The sequence below is a fragment of the Acinetobacter sp. YH12227 genome (assembly GCF_013417785.1).
Classification (GTDB): domain Bacteria; phylum Pseudomonadota; class Gammaproteobacteria; order Pseudomonadales; family Moraxellaceae; genus Acinetobacter; species Acinetobacter gandensis.
On record NZ_VPDH01000036.1, the window covers coordinates 20,085 to 36,286 of the forward strand.

Annotated in this window: 14 protein-coding genes; 9 read left to right on the forward strand and 5 right to left on the reverse strand. The window is 40.1% G+C overall.

Annotated features, from left to right (window positions below):
• Positions 1-259 precede the first annotated feature (259 nt).
• Positions 260-2,062, forward strand: a complete 1,803-nt coding sequence (locus FTV09_RS09555; RefSeq protein WP_180058176.1) for an acyl-CoA dehydrogenase C-terminal domain-containing protein — start codon at positions 260-262, stop codon at positions 2,060-2,062.
• A 193-nt stretch (positions 2,063-2,255) separates the two neighbouring features.
• A complete protein-coding gene (locus FTV09_RS09560; protein WP_067767738.1) occupies positions 2,256-4,037 on the forward strand; it encodes an acyl-CoA dehydrogenase C-terminal domain-containing protein in 1,782 nt (593 codons plus the stop codon).
• 126 nt (positions 4,038-4,163) lie between these two features.
• Here the strand turns inward: FTV09_RS09560 and FTV09_RS09565 are convergent, their stop codons facing one another.
• Positions 4,164-4,688 (reverse strand): GNAT family N-acetyltransferase, encoded by a 525-nt coding sequence (locus FTV09_RS09565; protein ID WP_180058177.1) that lies wholly within the window; start codon positions 4,686-4,688, stop codon positions 4,164-4,166.
• 23 nt (positions 4,689-4,711) lie between these two features.
• Complete coding sequence (locus FTV09_RS09570; RefSeq protein ID WP_180058178.1) at positions 4,712-5,344, reverse strand: FMN-binding negative transcriptional regulator; 633 nt, start codon at positions 5,342-5,344, stop codon at positions 4,712-4,714.
• A gap of 154 nt (positions 5,345-5,498) precedes the next feature.
• Here FTV09_RS09570 and FTV09_RS09575 point away from each other — a divergent pair, with 154 nt between their 5' ends.
• On the forward strand, positions 5,499-5,996 hold the full coding sequence (locus FTV09_RS09575; RefSeq protein WP_067767747.1) for a phosphate-starvation-inducible protein PsiE: 498 nt from the start codon (positions 5,499-5,501) through the stop codon (positions 5,994-5,996).
• A gap of 68 nt (positions 5,997-6,064) precedes the next feature.
• Here FTV09_RS09575 and FTV09_RS09580 read toward each other — a convergent pair whose 3' ends face one another.
• A complete protein-coding gene (locus FTV09_RS09580) occupies positions 6,065-6,538 on the reverse strand; it encodes an RcnB family protein (RefSeq protein WP_067767750.1) in 474 nt (157 codons plus the stop codon).
• Positions 6,539-6,721: 183 nt separating this feature from the next.
• Between FTV09_RS09580 and FTV09_RS09585 the strand changes: the two genes are divergently transcribed.
• Complete coding sequence (locus FTV09_RS09585) at positions 6,722-7,180, forward strand: hypothetical protein (RefSeq protein ID WP_180058179.1); 459 nt, start codon at positions 6,722-6,724, stop codon at positions 7,178-7,180.
• Positions 7,181-7,285: 105 nt separating this feature from the next.
• Here the strand turns inward: FTV09_RS09585 and FTV09_RS09590 are convergent, their stop codons facing one another.
• Complete coding sequence (locus FTV09_RS09590) at positions 7,286-8,752, reverse strand: phospholipase D family protein (RefSeq protein ID WP_067767753.1); 1,467 nt, start codon at positions 8,750-8,752, stop codon at positions 7,286-7,288.
• A 109-nt stretch (positions 8,753-8,861) separates the two neighbouring features.
• Positions 8,862-10,991: a zinc piracy TonB-dependent receptor ZnuD gene (gene znuD / locus FTV09_RS09595; protein ID WP_180058180.1), complete on the reverse strand. Its 2,130-nt coding sequence runs from the start codon at positions 10,989-10,991 to the stop codon at positions 8,862-8,864.
• Positions 10,992-11,139: 148 nt separating this feature from the next.
• Between znuD and FTV09_RS09600 the strand changes: the two genes are divergently transcribed.
• The 5 genes from FTV09_RS09600 (at position 11,140) to FTV09_RS09620 (ending at position 16,080) form a co-directional block, all read left to right on the forward strand.
• Positions 11,140-11,919, forward strand: coding sequence for a DUF4184 family protein (locus FTV09_RS09600; protein WP_180058181.1), 780 nt, complete (start codon positions 11,140-11,142; stop codon positions 11,917-11,919).
• Between the two features lie 159 nt (positions 11,920-12,078).
• Entirely contained in the window at positions 12,079-13,863 is a 1,785-nt protein-coding gene (gene aspS / locus FTV09_RS09605; RefSeq protein WP_180058182.1) for an aspartate--tRNA ligase, read from the forward strand.
• 314 nt (positions 13,864-14,177) lie between these two features.
• Complete coding sequence (locus tag FTV09_RS09610) at positions 14,178-15,044, forward strand: lysophospholipid acyltransferase family protein (protein WP_180058183.1); 867 nt, start codon at positions 14,178-14,180, stop codon at positions 15,042-15,044.
• 124 nt (positions 15,045-15,168) lie between these two features.
• A complete protein-coding gene (locus tag FTV09_RS09615) occupies positions 15,169-15,387 on the forward strand; it encodes a hypothetical protein (RefSeq protein WP_111885360.1) in 219 nt (72 codons plus the stop codon).
• A 39-nt stretch (positions 15,388-15,426) separates the two neighbouring features.
• A complete protein-coding gene (locus FTV09_RS09620) occupies positions 15,427-16,080 on the forward strand; it encodes a capsular polysaccharide synthesis protein (protein ID WP_180058184.1) in 654 nt (217 codons plus the stop codon).
• Positions 16,081-16,202: the final 122 nt, after the last annotated feature.

The window sequence follows — 16,202 nt, forward strand, 5'->3', positions numbered from 1 at the left end:
TGTTGGACATATATTTTTACGCTTTTTGACTATTTGTGTCATTCATTTTCATCTAAAAGCGTTTACACTCAATACACTTAGCATTTTCAAGGGATATTTCTTTGACTTTACAGTCACTAACTTATACACCTCAAATGCTTGTACCCAATAAGAAGATGTTGCACGATTAGAACCATTCCAATACGTGTCATTGAAGACACGTTCAAATGTTTATTTAGGATTACTAACGCTGGTAGAAACCAGTATTGAGGAAAACGATATGCCACAATACAAAGCGCCCTTACGTGATATGCAATTTGTTCTGCATGAACTTTTAAAAGCAGAAGATCACTATGCACAACTGCCTGCATTTTCTGACACCGTAAGTCGTGAGTTGGTTGACCAATATCTAGAAGCTGCTGCTGACTTCTGTGAAAATGAACTTTCTCCTCTTAACCAAGTCGGCGACCGTGAAGGTTGTACTTGGAATGATGGCGTTGTAACAACACCAACTGGTTTTAAAGAAGCGTATCAAAAATATATCGAACTTGGTTTCCCATCTTTGTCTGCTGAAGAACAGTATGGCGGTCAAGGTCTACCTGTTTCACTAGGTAACATCATTTCTGAAATGGTGGGTACGTCGAACTGGGCTTGGGGTATGTATCCTGGTCTATCTCATGGTGCTGTACGTACTTTAGAACACCACGGTTCACAAGAACAAAAAGACGCTTACCTGCCTAAACTTGTTTCAGGTGAATGGACAGGTACCATGTGCTTAACAGAATCTCATGCAGGTTCTGACTTAGGTATTATCCGTTCTAAAGCTGAGCCGCAAGCGGATGGCAGCTATGCAATTTCTGGCGAGAAAATCTTTATCTCTGCTGGTGAACACGACATGGCTGAAAACATCATCCACATCGTACTTGCTCGTCTTCCTGGTGCACCAAAAGGCACGAAAGGTATTTCATTATTCATCGTTCCTAAGTTCAACCTCAATGCTGACGGCACTGTAGGAGAACGCAACGCAGTACGTTGTGGTTCGATTGAACACAAAATGGGTATCCATGGTAACGCGACTTGTGTCATCAACTTTGATAACGCAAAAGGCTTCTTGATTGGTCCTGAAAACCGCGGTCTAAACTGCATGTTCACATTCATGAACACTGCACGTATCGGTACTGCTGTACAAGGTCTTTCAGCTTCTGAAGGCGCTTTCCAAGGTGCGCTTGCTTATGCAAAAGACCGTTTGGCAATGCGTTCACTTTCAGGCCCTAAAGCACCTGAAAAAGAAGCAGATCCAATTATCGTTCACCCTGCTGTACGCAACATGCTCATGACGCAAAAATCATTTGCTGAAGCTGGTCGTGCTCTGGTTTACTTATTGTCTTTCCATGCCGATATCGTGGAACAAGGTGCAACTGAAGAAGAACGTAAGTTCTCTGACAACATCTTGTCATTATTAACTCCAATTGCTAAAGCATTCTTAACTGAAACGGGTTCTGAATCTGCAAAACATGGTGTTCAAGTATTTGGTGGCCACGGCTTCATTTCAGAACACGGTATGGAACAAATCGTACGTGATACACGTATTTCATGCTTGTACGAAGGTACGACTGAAATTCAAGCGATTGACTTGTTAGGTCGTAAAGTTTTAGGTACGCAAGGTGCAATGTTGAAAGACTTCACCAAGATCATCCATAAATTTGTTGAAGCTAACAAAGACAACGCTGCCATGAAAGAATTTGTTGAGCCGCTTGCTGCGCTAAACAAAGAATGGGGCGACTTAACTATGCAGATTGGTATGAAAGCAATGCAAAACCCTGAAGAAGTAGGTGCTGCTGCAGTCGATTACCTCTACTTCTCTGGTTATGTAACGCTTGCTTATTTATGGGCTCGCATGGCGCTAGTTGCACAAGAAACTTTAGCTGCAGGAACAACAGATATTGATTTCTACAATGCAAAAGTAACGACTGCTCGCTTCTACTTCAAGAAAATCTTACCGCGCGTTCGCTCTCATGTAGAAGTGATCGCAGGTGGCCTAGATCCTCTTATGGCATTGGATGCAGAACACTTTGCATTCTAATGTGAATATCTAAAACATATTCAAAAAATTGTACTCTTGAGTGCAGAAATAGAGAAAGGACGGTCATAGCATTGGCAGTCCTTTTTCTTTATAAATAGTCCCATAATTTTACTTTGGTCAATTTTCTCCACGCTTTGTGTCGATACAAATTGCCCCAAGTCCATAGATTCAAACAATAAACAGGTGAACGAACATGCCAATTTATAATGCACCGCTTGCAGATATGAAATTCATCTTAAATGATGTTTTTAAAGCAGAACAATTCTGGCAAAACAACGAAAATCTTGCTCACGTTGATGCTGCAACTGCAGAAGCCATTCTTGAAGAAATGGCAAAATTTGCGCAAAACGTCACTCATCCTTTAAACCGCACAGGTGATGAAGAAGGCGCAACCTATAGCAATGGCAATGTCACGACTCCTGCTGGTTTCAAAGAAGCATTTAAACAATATGCAGAAGGCGGCTGGATTGGTCTAGGCGCAGATGAAGAATGGGGCGGTCAAGGCATGCCGAAAATGCTGACTGTTCTGTCTGATGAAATGCTGTTTGCAACTAACCCATCATTCATGCTCTACCCGCTTCTTTCTGTAGGTGCAGGCATGGCGTTAAACAGCTATGCATCACAAGAGCAAAAAGAAACTTATTTGCCAAAAATGTACACAGGTGAATGGTCAGGCACGATGTGCTTAACTGAGCCGCATGCAGGTACAGACTTAGGCATTATTAAAACTAAAGCTGAACGTAATGAAGACGGTACTTATAACATTACAGGTACGAAAATTTTCATCACTGGCGGTGACCACGACCTTTCTGAAAATATCATTCACTTAGTTTTAGCGAAAACGCCGGATGCGCCTGCGGGCTCACGCGGTATTTCACTATTCATCGTACCTAAATTCTTGGTAAATACAGACGGTTCTCTAGGTGAGCGCAATGCTGCAGGCCCTGGTTCTATTGAACATAAAATGGGGATCAAAGCATCTGCAACATGTGTGATGAACTTTGACGGCGCGAAAGGCTACCTCGTTGGTAAAGAGAACGAAGGTCTTGCTGCGATGTTCGTGATGATGAACTACGAACGTCTGTCTATGGGTATTCAAGGCCTAGGTGCTTCTGAATTTGCTTATCAAAATGCAGCGCAATATGCGACTGATCGTTTACAAGGCCGTAGCGCTTCTGGCGTTCAATCGCCTGCAAAACCTGCAGACAGCATCTTAGTTCATGGTGATGTACGTCGTATGTTGCTAAATGCACGTGCCAACAATGAAGCATCTCGTGCATTTGCGGTTTATGTCGGTCAACAATTAGACATTACCAAGTTCTCTACGGATCCAGAAGCAGTCAAAGCAGCCAATAATCGTGTTGCGCTGTTAACACCTATTGCTAAAGCGTATTTAACAGATACAGCTTTTCAAGCAACACTCGATGCCCAAATGGTGTTTGGTGGTCATGGCTTCATTCGTGAATGGGGTATGGAACAATGTATCCGTGACCTCCGTATTGCACAGATTTACGAAGGGACCAACGGTGTTCAATCGCAAGACTTAATTGGTCGTAAAACCATTAAGTGCAATGGTGAATTCATTGCTGAATATATCCAAGAAATCCGTGATTTTGCCAATAACTTAGATGCCAGCTTGAACTACATCAAAGATGCAACATTAGATGCAGCAGCTGAAGTTGAAGCTGTGACTCAATATGTACTTGAAGCTGCTCGTGAAAACATTGAGTTCCCGAACTCAGCAGCAGTTGATTACCTACATGCTGTAGGCCTACTCAGCTTTGCCTATATGTTTGCCCGCATTGCAGATGCAGCAAAAGACAAAGATGGCGAGTTCTACCAAAACAAACTTGCACTGACTCTTTACTTCACGCAGCGTATTTTGCCTGAATTGGCATTACGCATTGCTAAAGTAAAAGCAGGTTCTGAAGTGATCATGAACTTCTCTGAAGATTACTTTACCAACCAAGCTTAATTAGCTACACAAAATCAAAAATGCCCGATTTATCGGGCATTTTTTTATTTATTTACTGCTTTTATTTATAACCACCGAGTGTCACTTTTTTCAAAAAATCACAAGCATATTTACTTATTCTTAATCTCATAATTCCATTCGATATGTAAAACAAGGATGGAGCTGATCGTCTAGCATTGGAAATGTAGCCCAATGCGTTTTATCTTTATCTAATTTAAATCCGGCCTTATTTAAGACATTTTGTGATGCTAGATGTTCCTCAGCACAAAACGATGAAACAACCTTCGTGACATGATTCTGCTTTAAATACTTAATTACCCCAATTAAGGCCTCAGTCATATAACCACAACCATGAAAATTCACCCCTAACCCAAAATGTATTTCCCCATGGTTTTCTTGATTGAAGAAATACAGTAAGCCCATCGCTAACTGCGTATTCTTATCACTAATCACCCATGCAAAATCAGGATTGTGTATCGACCAATAATGATCTGCCCACTTTTCTAAAACACTCTTGGTCTGTTGAATCGTTACATGTGGCAACCGCTGCAGATAACGAGTTGCTTGTATATTCGAAAAATATGTATCAAATAATGAAACTTCATCTCCTAACTGATACTTTCTCAGGCATAAACGTTCAGTTTCAACCATATTGAGCATGATTCTTTAGTCTGTTATTTCATGGGATAAAATTTTTTGATTGACTCCGCCATTTCAGCATTTGACCTTTTCAAAGCTTTTGCCACATTCATCACATCTACAGCACTTCGGTTTTGACTGACTTTAAATTTACCGATCATCGACTGAATATCGATTTCAATCGCTACAATTTTTTCCAATTGCTCCGCAATAAAATCATTAGGCGCATCGCCCATTTTCCACGGCATTGGCTGATTAGCTTCATGCATTCGTGTCAACCTTGCCAACACACCCCTTAAATATTTGTCGTCGTCAAGTTTAAGAATTTCACCTTTTACATGCACCACACGGTAATTCCATGTCGGAACGACACGATGATGCTCTTGCTTTCCTTCATACCAATTTGGCGAAATATAAGCATCTTCAGCCTGAAAAATAACATAGACATGTGCTGACTGATTCAATATTTCAAACATTGGATTGGCTTTGGCAATGTGCCCACGTAATACACCAAACCCACCCTGCTGCATTTCATACTCTAAAGGCAGATGATTCACCTCAAGTGTACCATCGGCAGCTGTCATAACCACCGTTGCAAGCGGGTATTGCTGAATGAGTTCGACTAAATCATCCAATTGATCATGCTTAAAATGTGTAGGTAAATACATCTTGTTATTCGGTTAGATCAACAAAAATTAAGCTTCAACTTAACATTAAAATCAGATATTTATCTAAAATTTTTTTTTGTCATATTCCTTTAATGTGCATGAAATTTGCTTGGTATTTAATGAACATTCAAGTGATATACACAGGAGGAAAAAGATGACACACCGTGATCCCAAAGTAGAAAAAGTTGAAGCCCTCCTTGACCGTTTTGGCAATCTTGCAGTGGAAGGTTTCCACTACATCGCTTTATTTGTGATTGGCTGTATGATCATTTGGTCTGCGGGCCATACTATTTTTGAAATTATTACGATTAAACAGTTCGCCACAATTGATGATATTTTGCTGTTATTTATCTATCTTGAACTGGGAGCCATGGTCGGAATTTACTTCAAGACCAACCATATGCCTGTACGCTTTTTAATTTATATTGCTATTACTGCCCTAACCCGCTTGCTCATTGCGGATATTCAACATGACCATAAAGCAGATATGGGCTTGGTCATTACCACAGGTTCGATTCTAATTTTAGCTGTGGCCATTTTGATTGTGCGCTATGCCTCTTGGACTTATCCATCGGTGATCCGCGATAAGCATTCAGAGAAACCGCTGCCTGAAGGTAAAACCCCGCGCCCGCAAGATGATGAATTGGCTTAAACACTAAATCGTTCCCTCTCCTTTTAGGAGACGAGTAGCACTGCTACGCAAGGGAGAGGTTATAAACCTTATCTATTTGGCACCAATACATAGCGACCATTTTCAAAAATCCAGTACATTCCATTGGGTGGTGCTGGTAAACCTAAACGCTGCCAATCACTGATAAAAGTATAGGTTGAACTCGAAATACTCGCGCTGGCAGGATCACCATTCACCCAGCTATAACTTTGTGAATTTTGGATAATCGTAGTCGGTGCTTGATATTGAATACTTATGCCATTTTGCACCTGTGGTGGATATGGACGGTTTGGATAATTGGGATATTGAGGGCGATGAGGATAGTTCGGGTAATGCTGCGGGTAATTGGGAGCATGCTGTGGATAGCTTTGACCATGTTGGGGATAACCAGGCCGATTCATAGCAGGTGGACGCTTAGTGGTATCCACACCTTGATAGTTTGACCATTTGTTTTCCGCAAAAGTACTGGCTGAAGTCATTATCAGCATCACACCTGCCATTGCATAGAATAATGTTGCTTTCACTCAAGCTCTCCTTCACGGTATATAGATTAAGTATAGAACCCATTTTAGGAGAAAAAATGAATAAAAATCCATCAAATGCAAGAATTTGTTAATTTTCCGACCAAGCTGATCGCACCTTCAAGCTAGCCTGTTTTTCATTGGATTGTGCTAAGATTGATTTTATTTCGTAGTGGATCAAATGCTGTGTCTGAATTAAGTTTTGACCGACTTCATCAATTTTTTTCGAAAGTACCAAGTATCCAAGAAGCCTTAATCGACTCCTACGGCACCGATGGCAAAAATGCGTGGTGGTTCAAATTTCAAATTAATGTAGATCACCCTTTAGCATGGCAAACCGTTCAAGAATTGGGTCATGTATTGAACTATATTTCTAAAAATGAACGCTTACCGACTCAATTTTTACCGGTTTCTCCTCCACCATATATGAATGGCGAAGCAAAACAATTCTTGTCTTGGGTGATTCAATGTAACCATGCTGACTTTCCACCAGACGTAATTTGCGACTGGTTAGAAGCTCGTTTACCTCAACCGGTAGAAGATGCAGATAAATGGAAAATCAAAACGGATATTAAAGAATTAGATCAAATGTCAGATAAAGATTTGGATACTTTAGTTCCGCCAAATCCTGAGCCGAAGAATTAATAATTACTGAATAGACCTCTCCCTTGCGTAGCAGTGCTACTCATCTTCTGAAATGAGAGGGAATTCCTTCCCCCTTTGGGGGGGAAGGTTAGGATGAGGGGAAAATTAAAAAGTAGACAATCCACTCCATTCCATAAAGCGATACATCGCGTATTTCAAGGTCGATTCATCTGCATATTTACTATAATCGACACTCATTTGTTTACCATCTAGATTTAACCAAGCTGTATTAAAGTACTGTGATGCATCTTTAAAAACTTGAGCATCGTTCAAACCAATCACACGTAAATCTGTTTCTAAATTATAGTTTTTCAAGTTACGCGCGGTGAAATTTGCCGAACCTAAAATCATATCGGCTTGATAAGCAGTACGTTTTAAAATCATCTTGCTATGACATTGTTCACCTTGGGTATTACACCAACGTACATCAATGCCAGCATCATGTAATTCAGATGCCACAGGTCGATTTGGAATGCCATTTTTGGTGCGTCCAAAAGCATCTTTATTCGGATCAAGTAATACACGCACTTTCACACCACGTTCATGAGCAGCAATTAGTGCTTTAATAATTTTACGTTCAGATAAATAGAACATGGCAATATCAATTTCTGTACCCGATTTTTGTGCCGTATTAATCATATCTAATACGCCATCATAAATGGCTTTTTCAGTCAGCACCTGTACTTGAGGCTCAGTTTTCGCAGCTTCAACATCTTTAATCACCACAAAAGGTATATTGCCTTTCGACATCATGCCGACTGCTTGCTCGGTTTTTAATAGGTCAATTGCAGTCATTCCCTTCACAGTCAGAGCAACATTCGAATGTCGTGAACTTCCATCGTGCGGGTTCATTGAGGTCACAAGACCTTTCCAGCCATCGATGGTATCTACCACCAAAGTTTTTCGGTGATTCGCTTTAAAGTTAAACAGATCCATATAGCTGCGAATCGTCACTTTTTCCGTACCTAATGGATTCGGTAACCAACCTTTTTGTGGGTTATTGCCAATATCTTGACAACATATGTACCAAAAACCTGACCATGCTGGGTTGGATGCACGAAGCGGTACCAAATTGGTTTCGATTAACTCAATTCCACCTTGACGCAATTGACGATAATGTTCCGGTTGAATGCCGCCATAGACGGAGTTCACTGGATCAGTAATGACAAAAATTTCAACTTGTGGTGATAATCGACGCTTAATAATCAGCGCATCAGTTAATTCTTGCGTAAGCTGCTCATGTTCAAGTTGAGAGTCGCCCACTTGCTGATTAAACAAGAACATATCCATCACAATGGTGGATTGCGCTTCCTCAATCATTTTTAGCATTTCTTTAAAAATACGATGCTCTTGTTGCTGCTTACCTTGCGCATCAATATAAGTCTGATCCGTTAAAAAATTGACTTGTGTATGACGTAACTTACCGGTGTAATCCAGCCCTTCGGGTAATGGCTTCAAAGTGTGATAACTCGCTGAAGCTAAATACCCTAAAGCCAATAATCCAATCACTACACTGACATAGCGGCGACGTGACCAATTCAGTTTGTTATGTATTCGTTGAATAATGCGCATAAGAAAAAACCTAGTCCAATACGCTCAGACTAGGTTCTATTCATTGATTTTTCAAGAGGATTTCTGTGACTTCAGCTTGATTAGAACACCTTACTCAGTCACATTTAGCTTAAAAACCAAATTCTAGCCCCACAGTAAAATTGCGTCCTACTTGTGGAATATTGGCTAAGAATGAACTGTGTGAATAAACATCTTCATCCAATAAGTTGTTGGCTTTGAAGTACACACGGTAATCATTACGGTCTTTTAACTGACCGCTATAAGCGACACCTAAATTAACCATGTTATAACCGTCAGTTTCTTGTTCATACGCCGTGATTTTATCTTGCTTAAAGACATGTGCATATTCTGCCTGGCCTGACCAACCATCCGCAAAGTCGACATCAACTTTCGTGCCTAAACGGCCAGCTGGTACGCGTGGTGCATTTTCACCATCAATTTTGCCACGTACATAGTCACCAAATACACCCAACTTATAAGTGTCATTCAGTGCATAAGTCGCTTCTGCTTCTGCACCATAGAAACGGGCTTTGTCTTGGGTGTACTGGACACCACGTAAATTGCCTTTTTGCGCAACAGTTGCGCCGTAAATATAATCATCAAACCAGTTGTGATAAACATGGGCATGATAATCGAGCTTATCTCCTTCATAATGGAAACCAAGCTCTAAGTTGTTTGAAGTTTCCTTATCAATATTCGGATTACCGACTTCAAAGGTATTGGTCGCAAAGTGCATTCCATCAGCATACAACTCCTGTGCCAACGGTAAACGTTCTTGATGAGAACCCACAATAGAAAGTTTATAGTTCGGTACAAACTCCCAGTTCGCTGCGGCTGATGCAGAGTAAGCAGTACCAGAATAATTCTTTTGTTCTGCATCAACATCAATGGTTTGATGATCGATACGCGCACCGACTTCAAGATGCACATCACCCACTTGTTTATGCTCTAAAGCAAACAGGCTGTATTTTTTGGTATTCGTATCGGCCATGAGAATATCGTGATCATGTCCTTCATGTGCAGCATGATGTTCACTATGATCGTGGCCTTCATCATCATGCTCATCGTGACCATGACCTTCTCCGCCAGCCAAATCAATTTTTTGCTGACTAAACTGGGTACCGATCACCCCTTCCCAACCAGCAACAGGAACATGCACCAGTTCTAAACGTGCATCATAACCACGGCTTTTGAAGTTGCTGACCACCTCATTCTCTTCGAGTTCATCATGCTCATAATCGGTAAAGCTGGCATGGGCACGCAATTTTTCAAAACCGGCAAATGGTTGATCCAGCTCGGTTCGCAAATCATAACGCTCGGATTTTAAATCCACCCATGGTCCACCAGCATGATCGTGTTCATCTTCATGATCTGGATCTGGTTTTGGACAATGAAAATGATCGCTGTGTAACTCACATCCATGATATTCATGACTATGCCCCGGCAAGCCATATTCATCCTGACGATTGCTATAAGACAGGCCGACAAAACCACGATCATGAATCCATGAACCACCAATATTCACAGTCTGACCTTCCGAGAAGGTATTCCCTACGCGACGTTCTTTTTCCAATTCACCATCATGATCATGAAAATAATCCGGTGCAATATAGTCATTGGCTTTGCGCTTAGAACCTTCTACACGTAAAGCAAAGTTTTCACCAATGCCTGCTGTCACACCTGCACTTGCCAGCTTTTCATCGCTGCCTGAGTTATAACGTAGCCCAACCTGCCCCTCTAAACCATTTTCAGGCATCTGCGTTGGAATTTTTTGATCGGTGACATTCACCAACCCACCAACCGTCCCAGCTGCATACAATAAAGTGGATGGCCCACGAATCACTTCAACTTGTTTGGCTAAAATTGGATCAACCGTCACTGCATGGTCAGGGGATAAAGTTGAAACATCTGCTGTTTCAGATGCATGCTCCAACACTTTGACACGTGGCCCATCTTGCCCACGTATTACAGGTCGACTTGAGCCTGCACCAAACTGATTTGAATACACTCCAGGTTGTCCGGCAATGGCATCACCAATAGTGACTCCACCTTGTGCCAAATCTTTATGCTTAATAATGTTATCTGCAACCGCAAAATCTGCGGCACTTTGATTTAAAGGATGAACCTGAACATTAATCGCCTCTAAAGTTTGTACCTGTTGTTGCTGATCATCAGCATAAATATTGGGTGCAATCACTGCAAAAATTGAGATTATGATTAAATTCTTATGAAAGGACATTTGGAGAGACTCAAATCTGGCTAATTTTGAATAATGTTATAATATAACATTTCATTGTTTTTGCAATAAAAAACAATTGAACATCTTCAAATCAGTTACACTGCGCTATACACAACCTTGTATTTATTGATAAATTTATTCGAATTCAATGCCTTTCACTCTTTCTCATGCCGTGTTAGCCCCACCGATTTCTAAACTGACTGGAAACCGGTTGCCGATTGCTGCTCTCGCGATTGGTACCATGGTGCCGGATTTATTTCGCTTATTTACCAATGCTGATTACGCCGGCTCACATCAGTGGTCAGGTTTCATTTTTCCCAATTTAATACTCGGATTGATCTTCTGTTTCATTTGGTACGCTATTTATCGTCCTGTGATATTCGCTTTTTTTGGTTTAAATAAACCGTTAAACATTGATGGCGTAAATCGCTTTTGCGGTTTTATCATAAGCATCATCCTCGCATTGCTGATTGGTACAGCCACGCATATTATTTGGGATGGTCTCACACATGTGGATTTCCGTACGTTTGCCTTTAAAGACACCTTGATGCAACCCATTTCCTTTTTTGACAGAAATTATCCTTTACACCGAGTTTTGCAAATTGGTCTGTCTGCCTTAGCCCTGCCTGTATTGGCATGGATGATCTATCGTCATCACATACAATATCGCAGTACAGCCAATGTGCATAAGAGTATTAAAATTTATGTATATAGCTTATTTACAGTGTCACTTCTCACTGGTGTCATGAGTTATTTTTATTTTGCAGATAGTGTTTATTCAGATGCTTTTGTACATGACTTATATGCCTACATCGGAAAGTCGATTAATTATTTTTTTCGCGCATTCTTAAGTACTTTTAGTCTTGGATGTCTTATTTTCCTTTTATTAAAAGTAACAACGAATATTTTTTCAAAAACAAACTCATAAATCGTTTCAGAATCTCTCAATGCAAGGATTTTTGTTCTATAAAGCCGAAGTCCTTGTGACAAAATAGCCAAAAAGAGGCATAATCCTCTATTCGAATAAAAGCGGTGCGCTGTTTACGCATTCGCTGACCTTAACCCATATAGTTGGATTTCTAACGCTATGATGCGAACTCATTACTGCGGTTCTTTAACCGAAGCTCAAATTGACCAAACCGTTACATTATGCGGTTGGGTACATCGTCGCCGTGACCACGGTGGTGTAATCTTCCTTGACATGCGTGACCGTGACGGTCTTGTTCAAGTGGTTATTGACCCAGATACTCCAGAAGCTTTCGCAACTGCAGACAAATCACGTTCAGAATTCGTATTAAAAATTACAGGCCGTGTACGTCGTCGTTACGAAGGTACTGAAAACGCGAATATCGTGAGTGGTCAAATTGAAGTACTTGGTAAAGAAATTGAAGTTCTTGCTGCTTCTGAGACTCCTCCATTCCCATTGAATGACGAAAATACCAACATTTCTGAAGAAGTACGTTTGAAATATCGTTTCCTTGATATTCGTCGTCCAGAAATGTTAGATCGTCTACGTTTCCGTTCTAAATTAACCAACCTTATTCGTAACTATTTTGAAGAAAATGGTTTCTTAGACGTTGAAACTCCGATTTTGACTCGTGCTACGCCTGAAGGCGCACGTGACTATTTAGTGCCAAGTCGTGTTTCTAACGGTAGCTTCTACGCACTTCCACAATCTCCACAGCTATTTAAACAGTTGTTGATGGTTGGCGGTATTGATCGTTACTACCAAATTGCTAAATGTTTCCGTGATGAAGACTTACGTGCTGACCGTCAGCCTGAATTCACACAAATCGACGTTGAAACATCGTTCATGAGTGACGATGACATCATGGATTTAATGGAACGTTTAACCGTTAAGATGTTCAAAGAACTTCTAAACGTTGAATTCGACAAATTCCCTCGTATGACTTATGCAGATGCAATGCGTGACTATGCATCTGACAAACCAGATATGCGTATTCCTTTGAAACTTGTTGACGTTGCAGACATGATGCAAGACGTTGAGTTCAAAGTATTCGCTGGTCCTGCTAAAGATCCTAAAGGCCGTATTGTTGCGCTTCGCGTACCAGGTGCTGGCGCGCTTCCACGTAGCCAAATCGACGAATACACTAAATTCGTAGGTATCTACGGTGCAAAAGGCTTGGCTTACATCAAAGTCAACGAGCTTGAAAAAGGCATTGAAGGTCTTCAATCTCCAATCGTTAAATTCATCGAGCCAATCGTGCTTGATCTATTGAAACGTGTTGGCGCTGAAAATGGCGATATCGTATTCTTTGGTGCAGACAAAGCAAAAGTTGTAAATGATGCAATGGGTGCTTTACGTATTAAAGTCGGTCATGACATGAAGCTTGCAACTTGCGAGTGGGCTCCACTTTGGGTTGTTGACTTCCCAATGTTCGAAGAAACTGATGACGGCAAATGGACTTCTGTTCACCACCCATTCACGCTGCCAAAATCAAGCGTTGAAGAAGTGAAAAACAACCCAGGTGCTGCATTGTCTGTTGCTTACGATATGGTATTGAACGGTACTGAAATCGGTGGTGGTTCACTGCGTATCTTCAACCTAGAAATGCAAAAAGCGATCTTTGAAGCGCTTGGTATTGGTGAAGAAGAAGCAGAAGAGAAATTCAGCTTCTTGCTTAACGCGTTGAAATTCGGTGCGCCTCCTCACGGTGGTTTGGCATTCGGTCTTGACCGTCTAGTGATGTTGATGACTGGTGCATCTTCAATCCGTGACGTGATTGCATTCCCGAAAACTAAAACTGCGGAATGTCCTTTAACTCAAGCGCCTGCGCCAGTTGAAGCGAACCAATTACGTGACCTTGGTATTCGTTTACGCGAAAAACCAAAAGCCGAAGAGTCTAAATAATCTTACATTTTAAGATTTAGATTTTAAAGTTTAAAAAACCCTGCTTAGTGCAGGGTTTTTTATTTCGACCAACAAAAGATCGTTGAAAACCTACAAAACATAAATTAAAGATTTGATTGACTTTGCTAATATCAAAACGCTTCAACTACGTTATGATGTTGCACCACATCCTTTGAGCGATGGACAGCTCAATTTTCGACTTCCAATTATTTTGTTTTTAGATTCAGATCTTTTTGTACTTTTCACTGAATAAGTCCGGTCTCTTGGCAAAATTTATTTTATCCCATGCTGTCAATTTTGAGACCTTGTGATTCATGTACTTTATATTCAAAATCATCGCGCTATTGCCACTTTGGCTGTTACAAAACTTGGCCTTGATGATCGCGTTTATTCTTAATCTATTTAATTCATCGATCAAACGTATCACTAGCATCAACATTCAACTGGCCTACCCAGATTTGTCAGAGACTGCGCAGAGACAGCTCGTCAGTCAAAGTATCCGCAGCCAATGCCTGACCTATATTGAATTTATTAAATGTTGGGGGATGCCGCCAAGTTATAGCCTGAGCTTATTGAAAAACATTTATGGTGAAAATATCCTCACGGAAGCACTGGCAAATAAAAAAGGTGTCATTGTTGTGGTTCCGCATTTTGGCTGTTGGGAACTACTCAATGCATGGCTGAACTTGTATACAGAACCGATGATTATGTATAAACCGAATAAAAATAAAGGGATTAATCGGTATCTATTAGAAGCACGAGAGAAGTTTAATGCAACCTTAGTCCCGACAGATGAAACTGGGATCCGTGCCATATTTAAACATTTGAAACAAGGCGGCTTAACAGTGATTTTACCTGATCATTTACCGAAGCCTTCAGGCGGTATTTATTCCAATTTTTTTGGGCAAAATACTTTATCGATCACACTTGTTTCAAAACTTGCTGCAAAAACCCAATGCAATGTCATTGGATTAAGTTGTATCCGACAACCTAACCTACAGTACTTTGATGTGCATTGCCAAACCTTATCAAACGAGATTTTATCTAAAGACTTACAATGTTCTGTCGACACGCTCAACATTGCCATGCAAGACATCATTAACCAAGCACCAGAACAGTATATCTGGTCTTACAAACGCTTTCGTGTGTGCTTTGGTAACATCAATATGTACCGTAAATAAGGTGATCTAAGTAAAACTAGGCATTAACATTTCTATATCACTGGCTTGGATTAATCTTATTCAATTGAGATCAATTATCGACAGTGGCATAATAGCTACAATTTCCACTTTAAGTGATTCTCCTATGGCTATGCGTCCTGAAGTCCGTCGTCGTGCAATCGTATTGATTGTTTTTTCTGTCGTACAATGGCTATTCATGCGCTATATTTTGGCCAACGAATTATTCAACTTAACCACCTATAATCGAATCGTTTTATTCTGTGTCAGCAGCCTTGCAGGTGCATTATTAATCTTTGTCGGTTTGATTTATATGGTGTTGAAAGGTAATGCGGATAAAGAATAATTTAAATTAGGCTACTCATTCAAAATAATGGTATTACACTTGAACTTGACATATTTACGACTAATTAAAAAAGCTCCCAAATTCTTTAAAAAACTTGGGTTAAATTCTTTAGAAAAATCAGCTCAAAAATACTATCAAAAGTCGTTACTTCAATATTTATATGAACAGAATGGATACCTATTTGTAGACGCTATAAATCAGTCTACAAACTCATCTTCCGATATAGTCTGGGTATGTTGGCTCCAAGGTATAGAAAGTGCCCCTCCACTTGTCAAAACATGTATTAATTCTATAAAGCAATACAATAGCAATGTATGCCTAATAGATATTAATAATTATAAAAAATATGTAGATATTCCTAATTTTATTATTGATAAGCTCAATAAGAAAATTATCACTCCAACTCATTTTTCAGATATTTTAAGATTTGCATTATTAGCTAAACATGGTGGCACATGGATAGATGCTACCTATTTAATTCTAAACAAAGTACCTAAACAAATGTTAATGAATGATTTTTTTACCCTTTCTAGTAATCATTCTACATTTAAACAGTGGATTCCGGAGGGAAAATGGTCTGGTAATTTTATAAAATTTAGTCCTGGTGACTCAACGCCAAAAATCATTTTTCAATGTTTTTTAAACTATTGGGAAAACAATGATTATTTAATTGACTATTTTTTAATTGATTAGACCTCTTGCGAAAGTAAAAACTGCCTCAATATAGATTTCATGAAATATCAGAAATTAAATCGTTTTTCAGATTCTGAATTCCAGCGCTTGGTTGGTGTACCTCGAGCAGTTTTTAGTGAAAT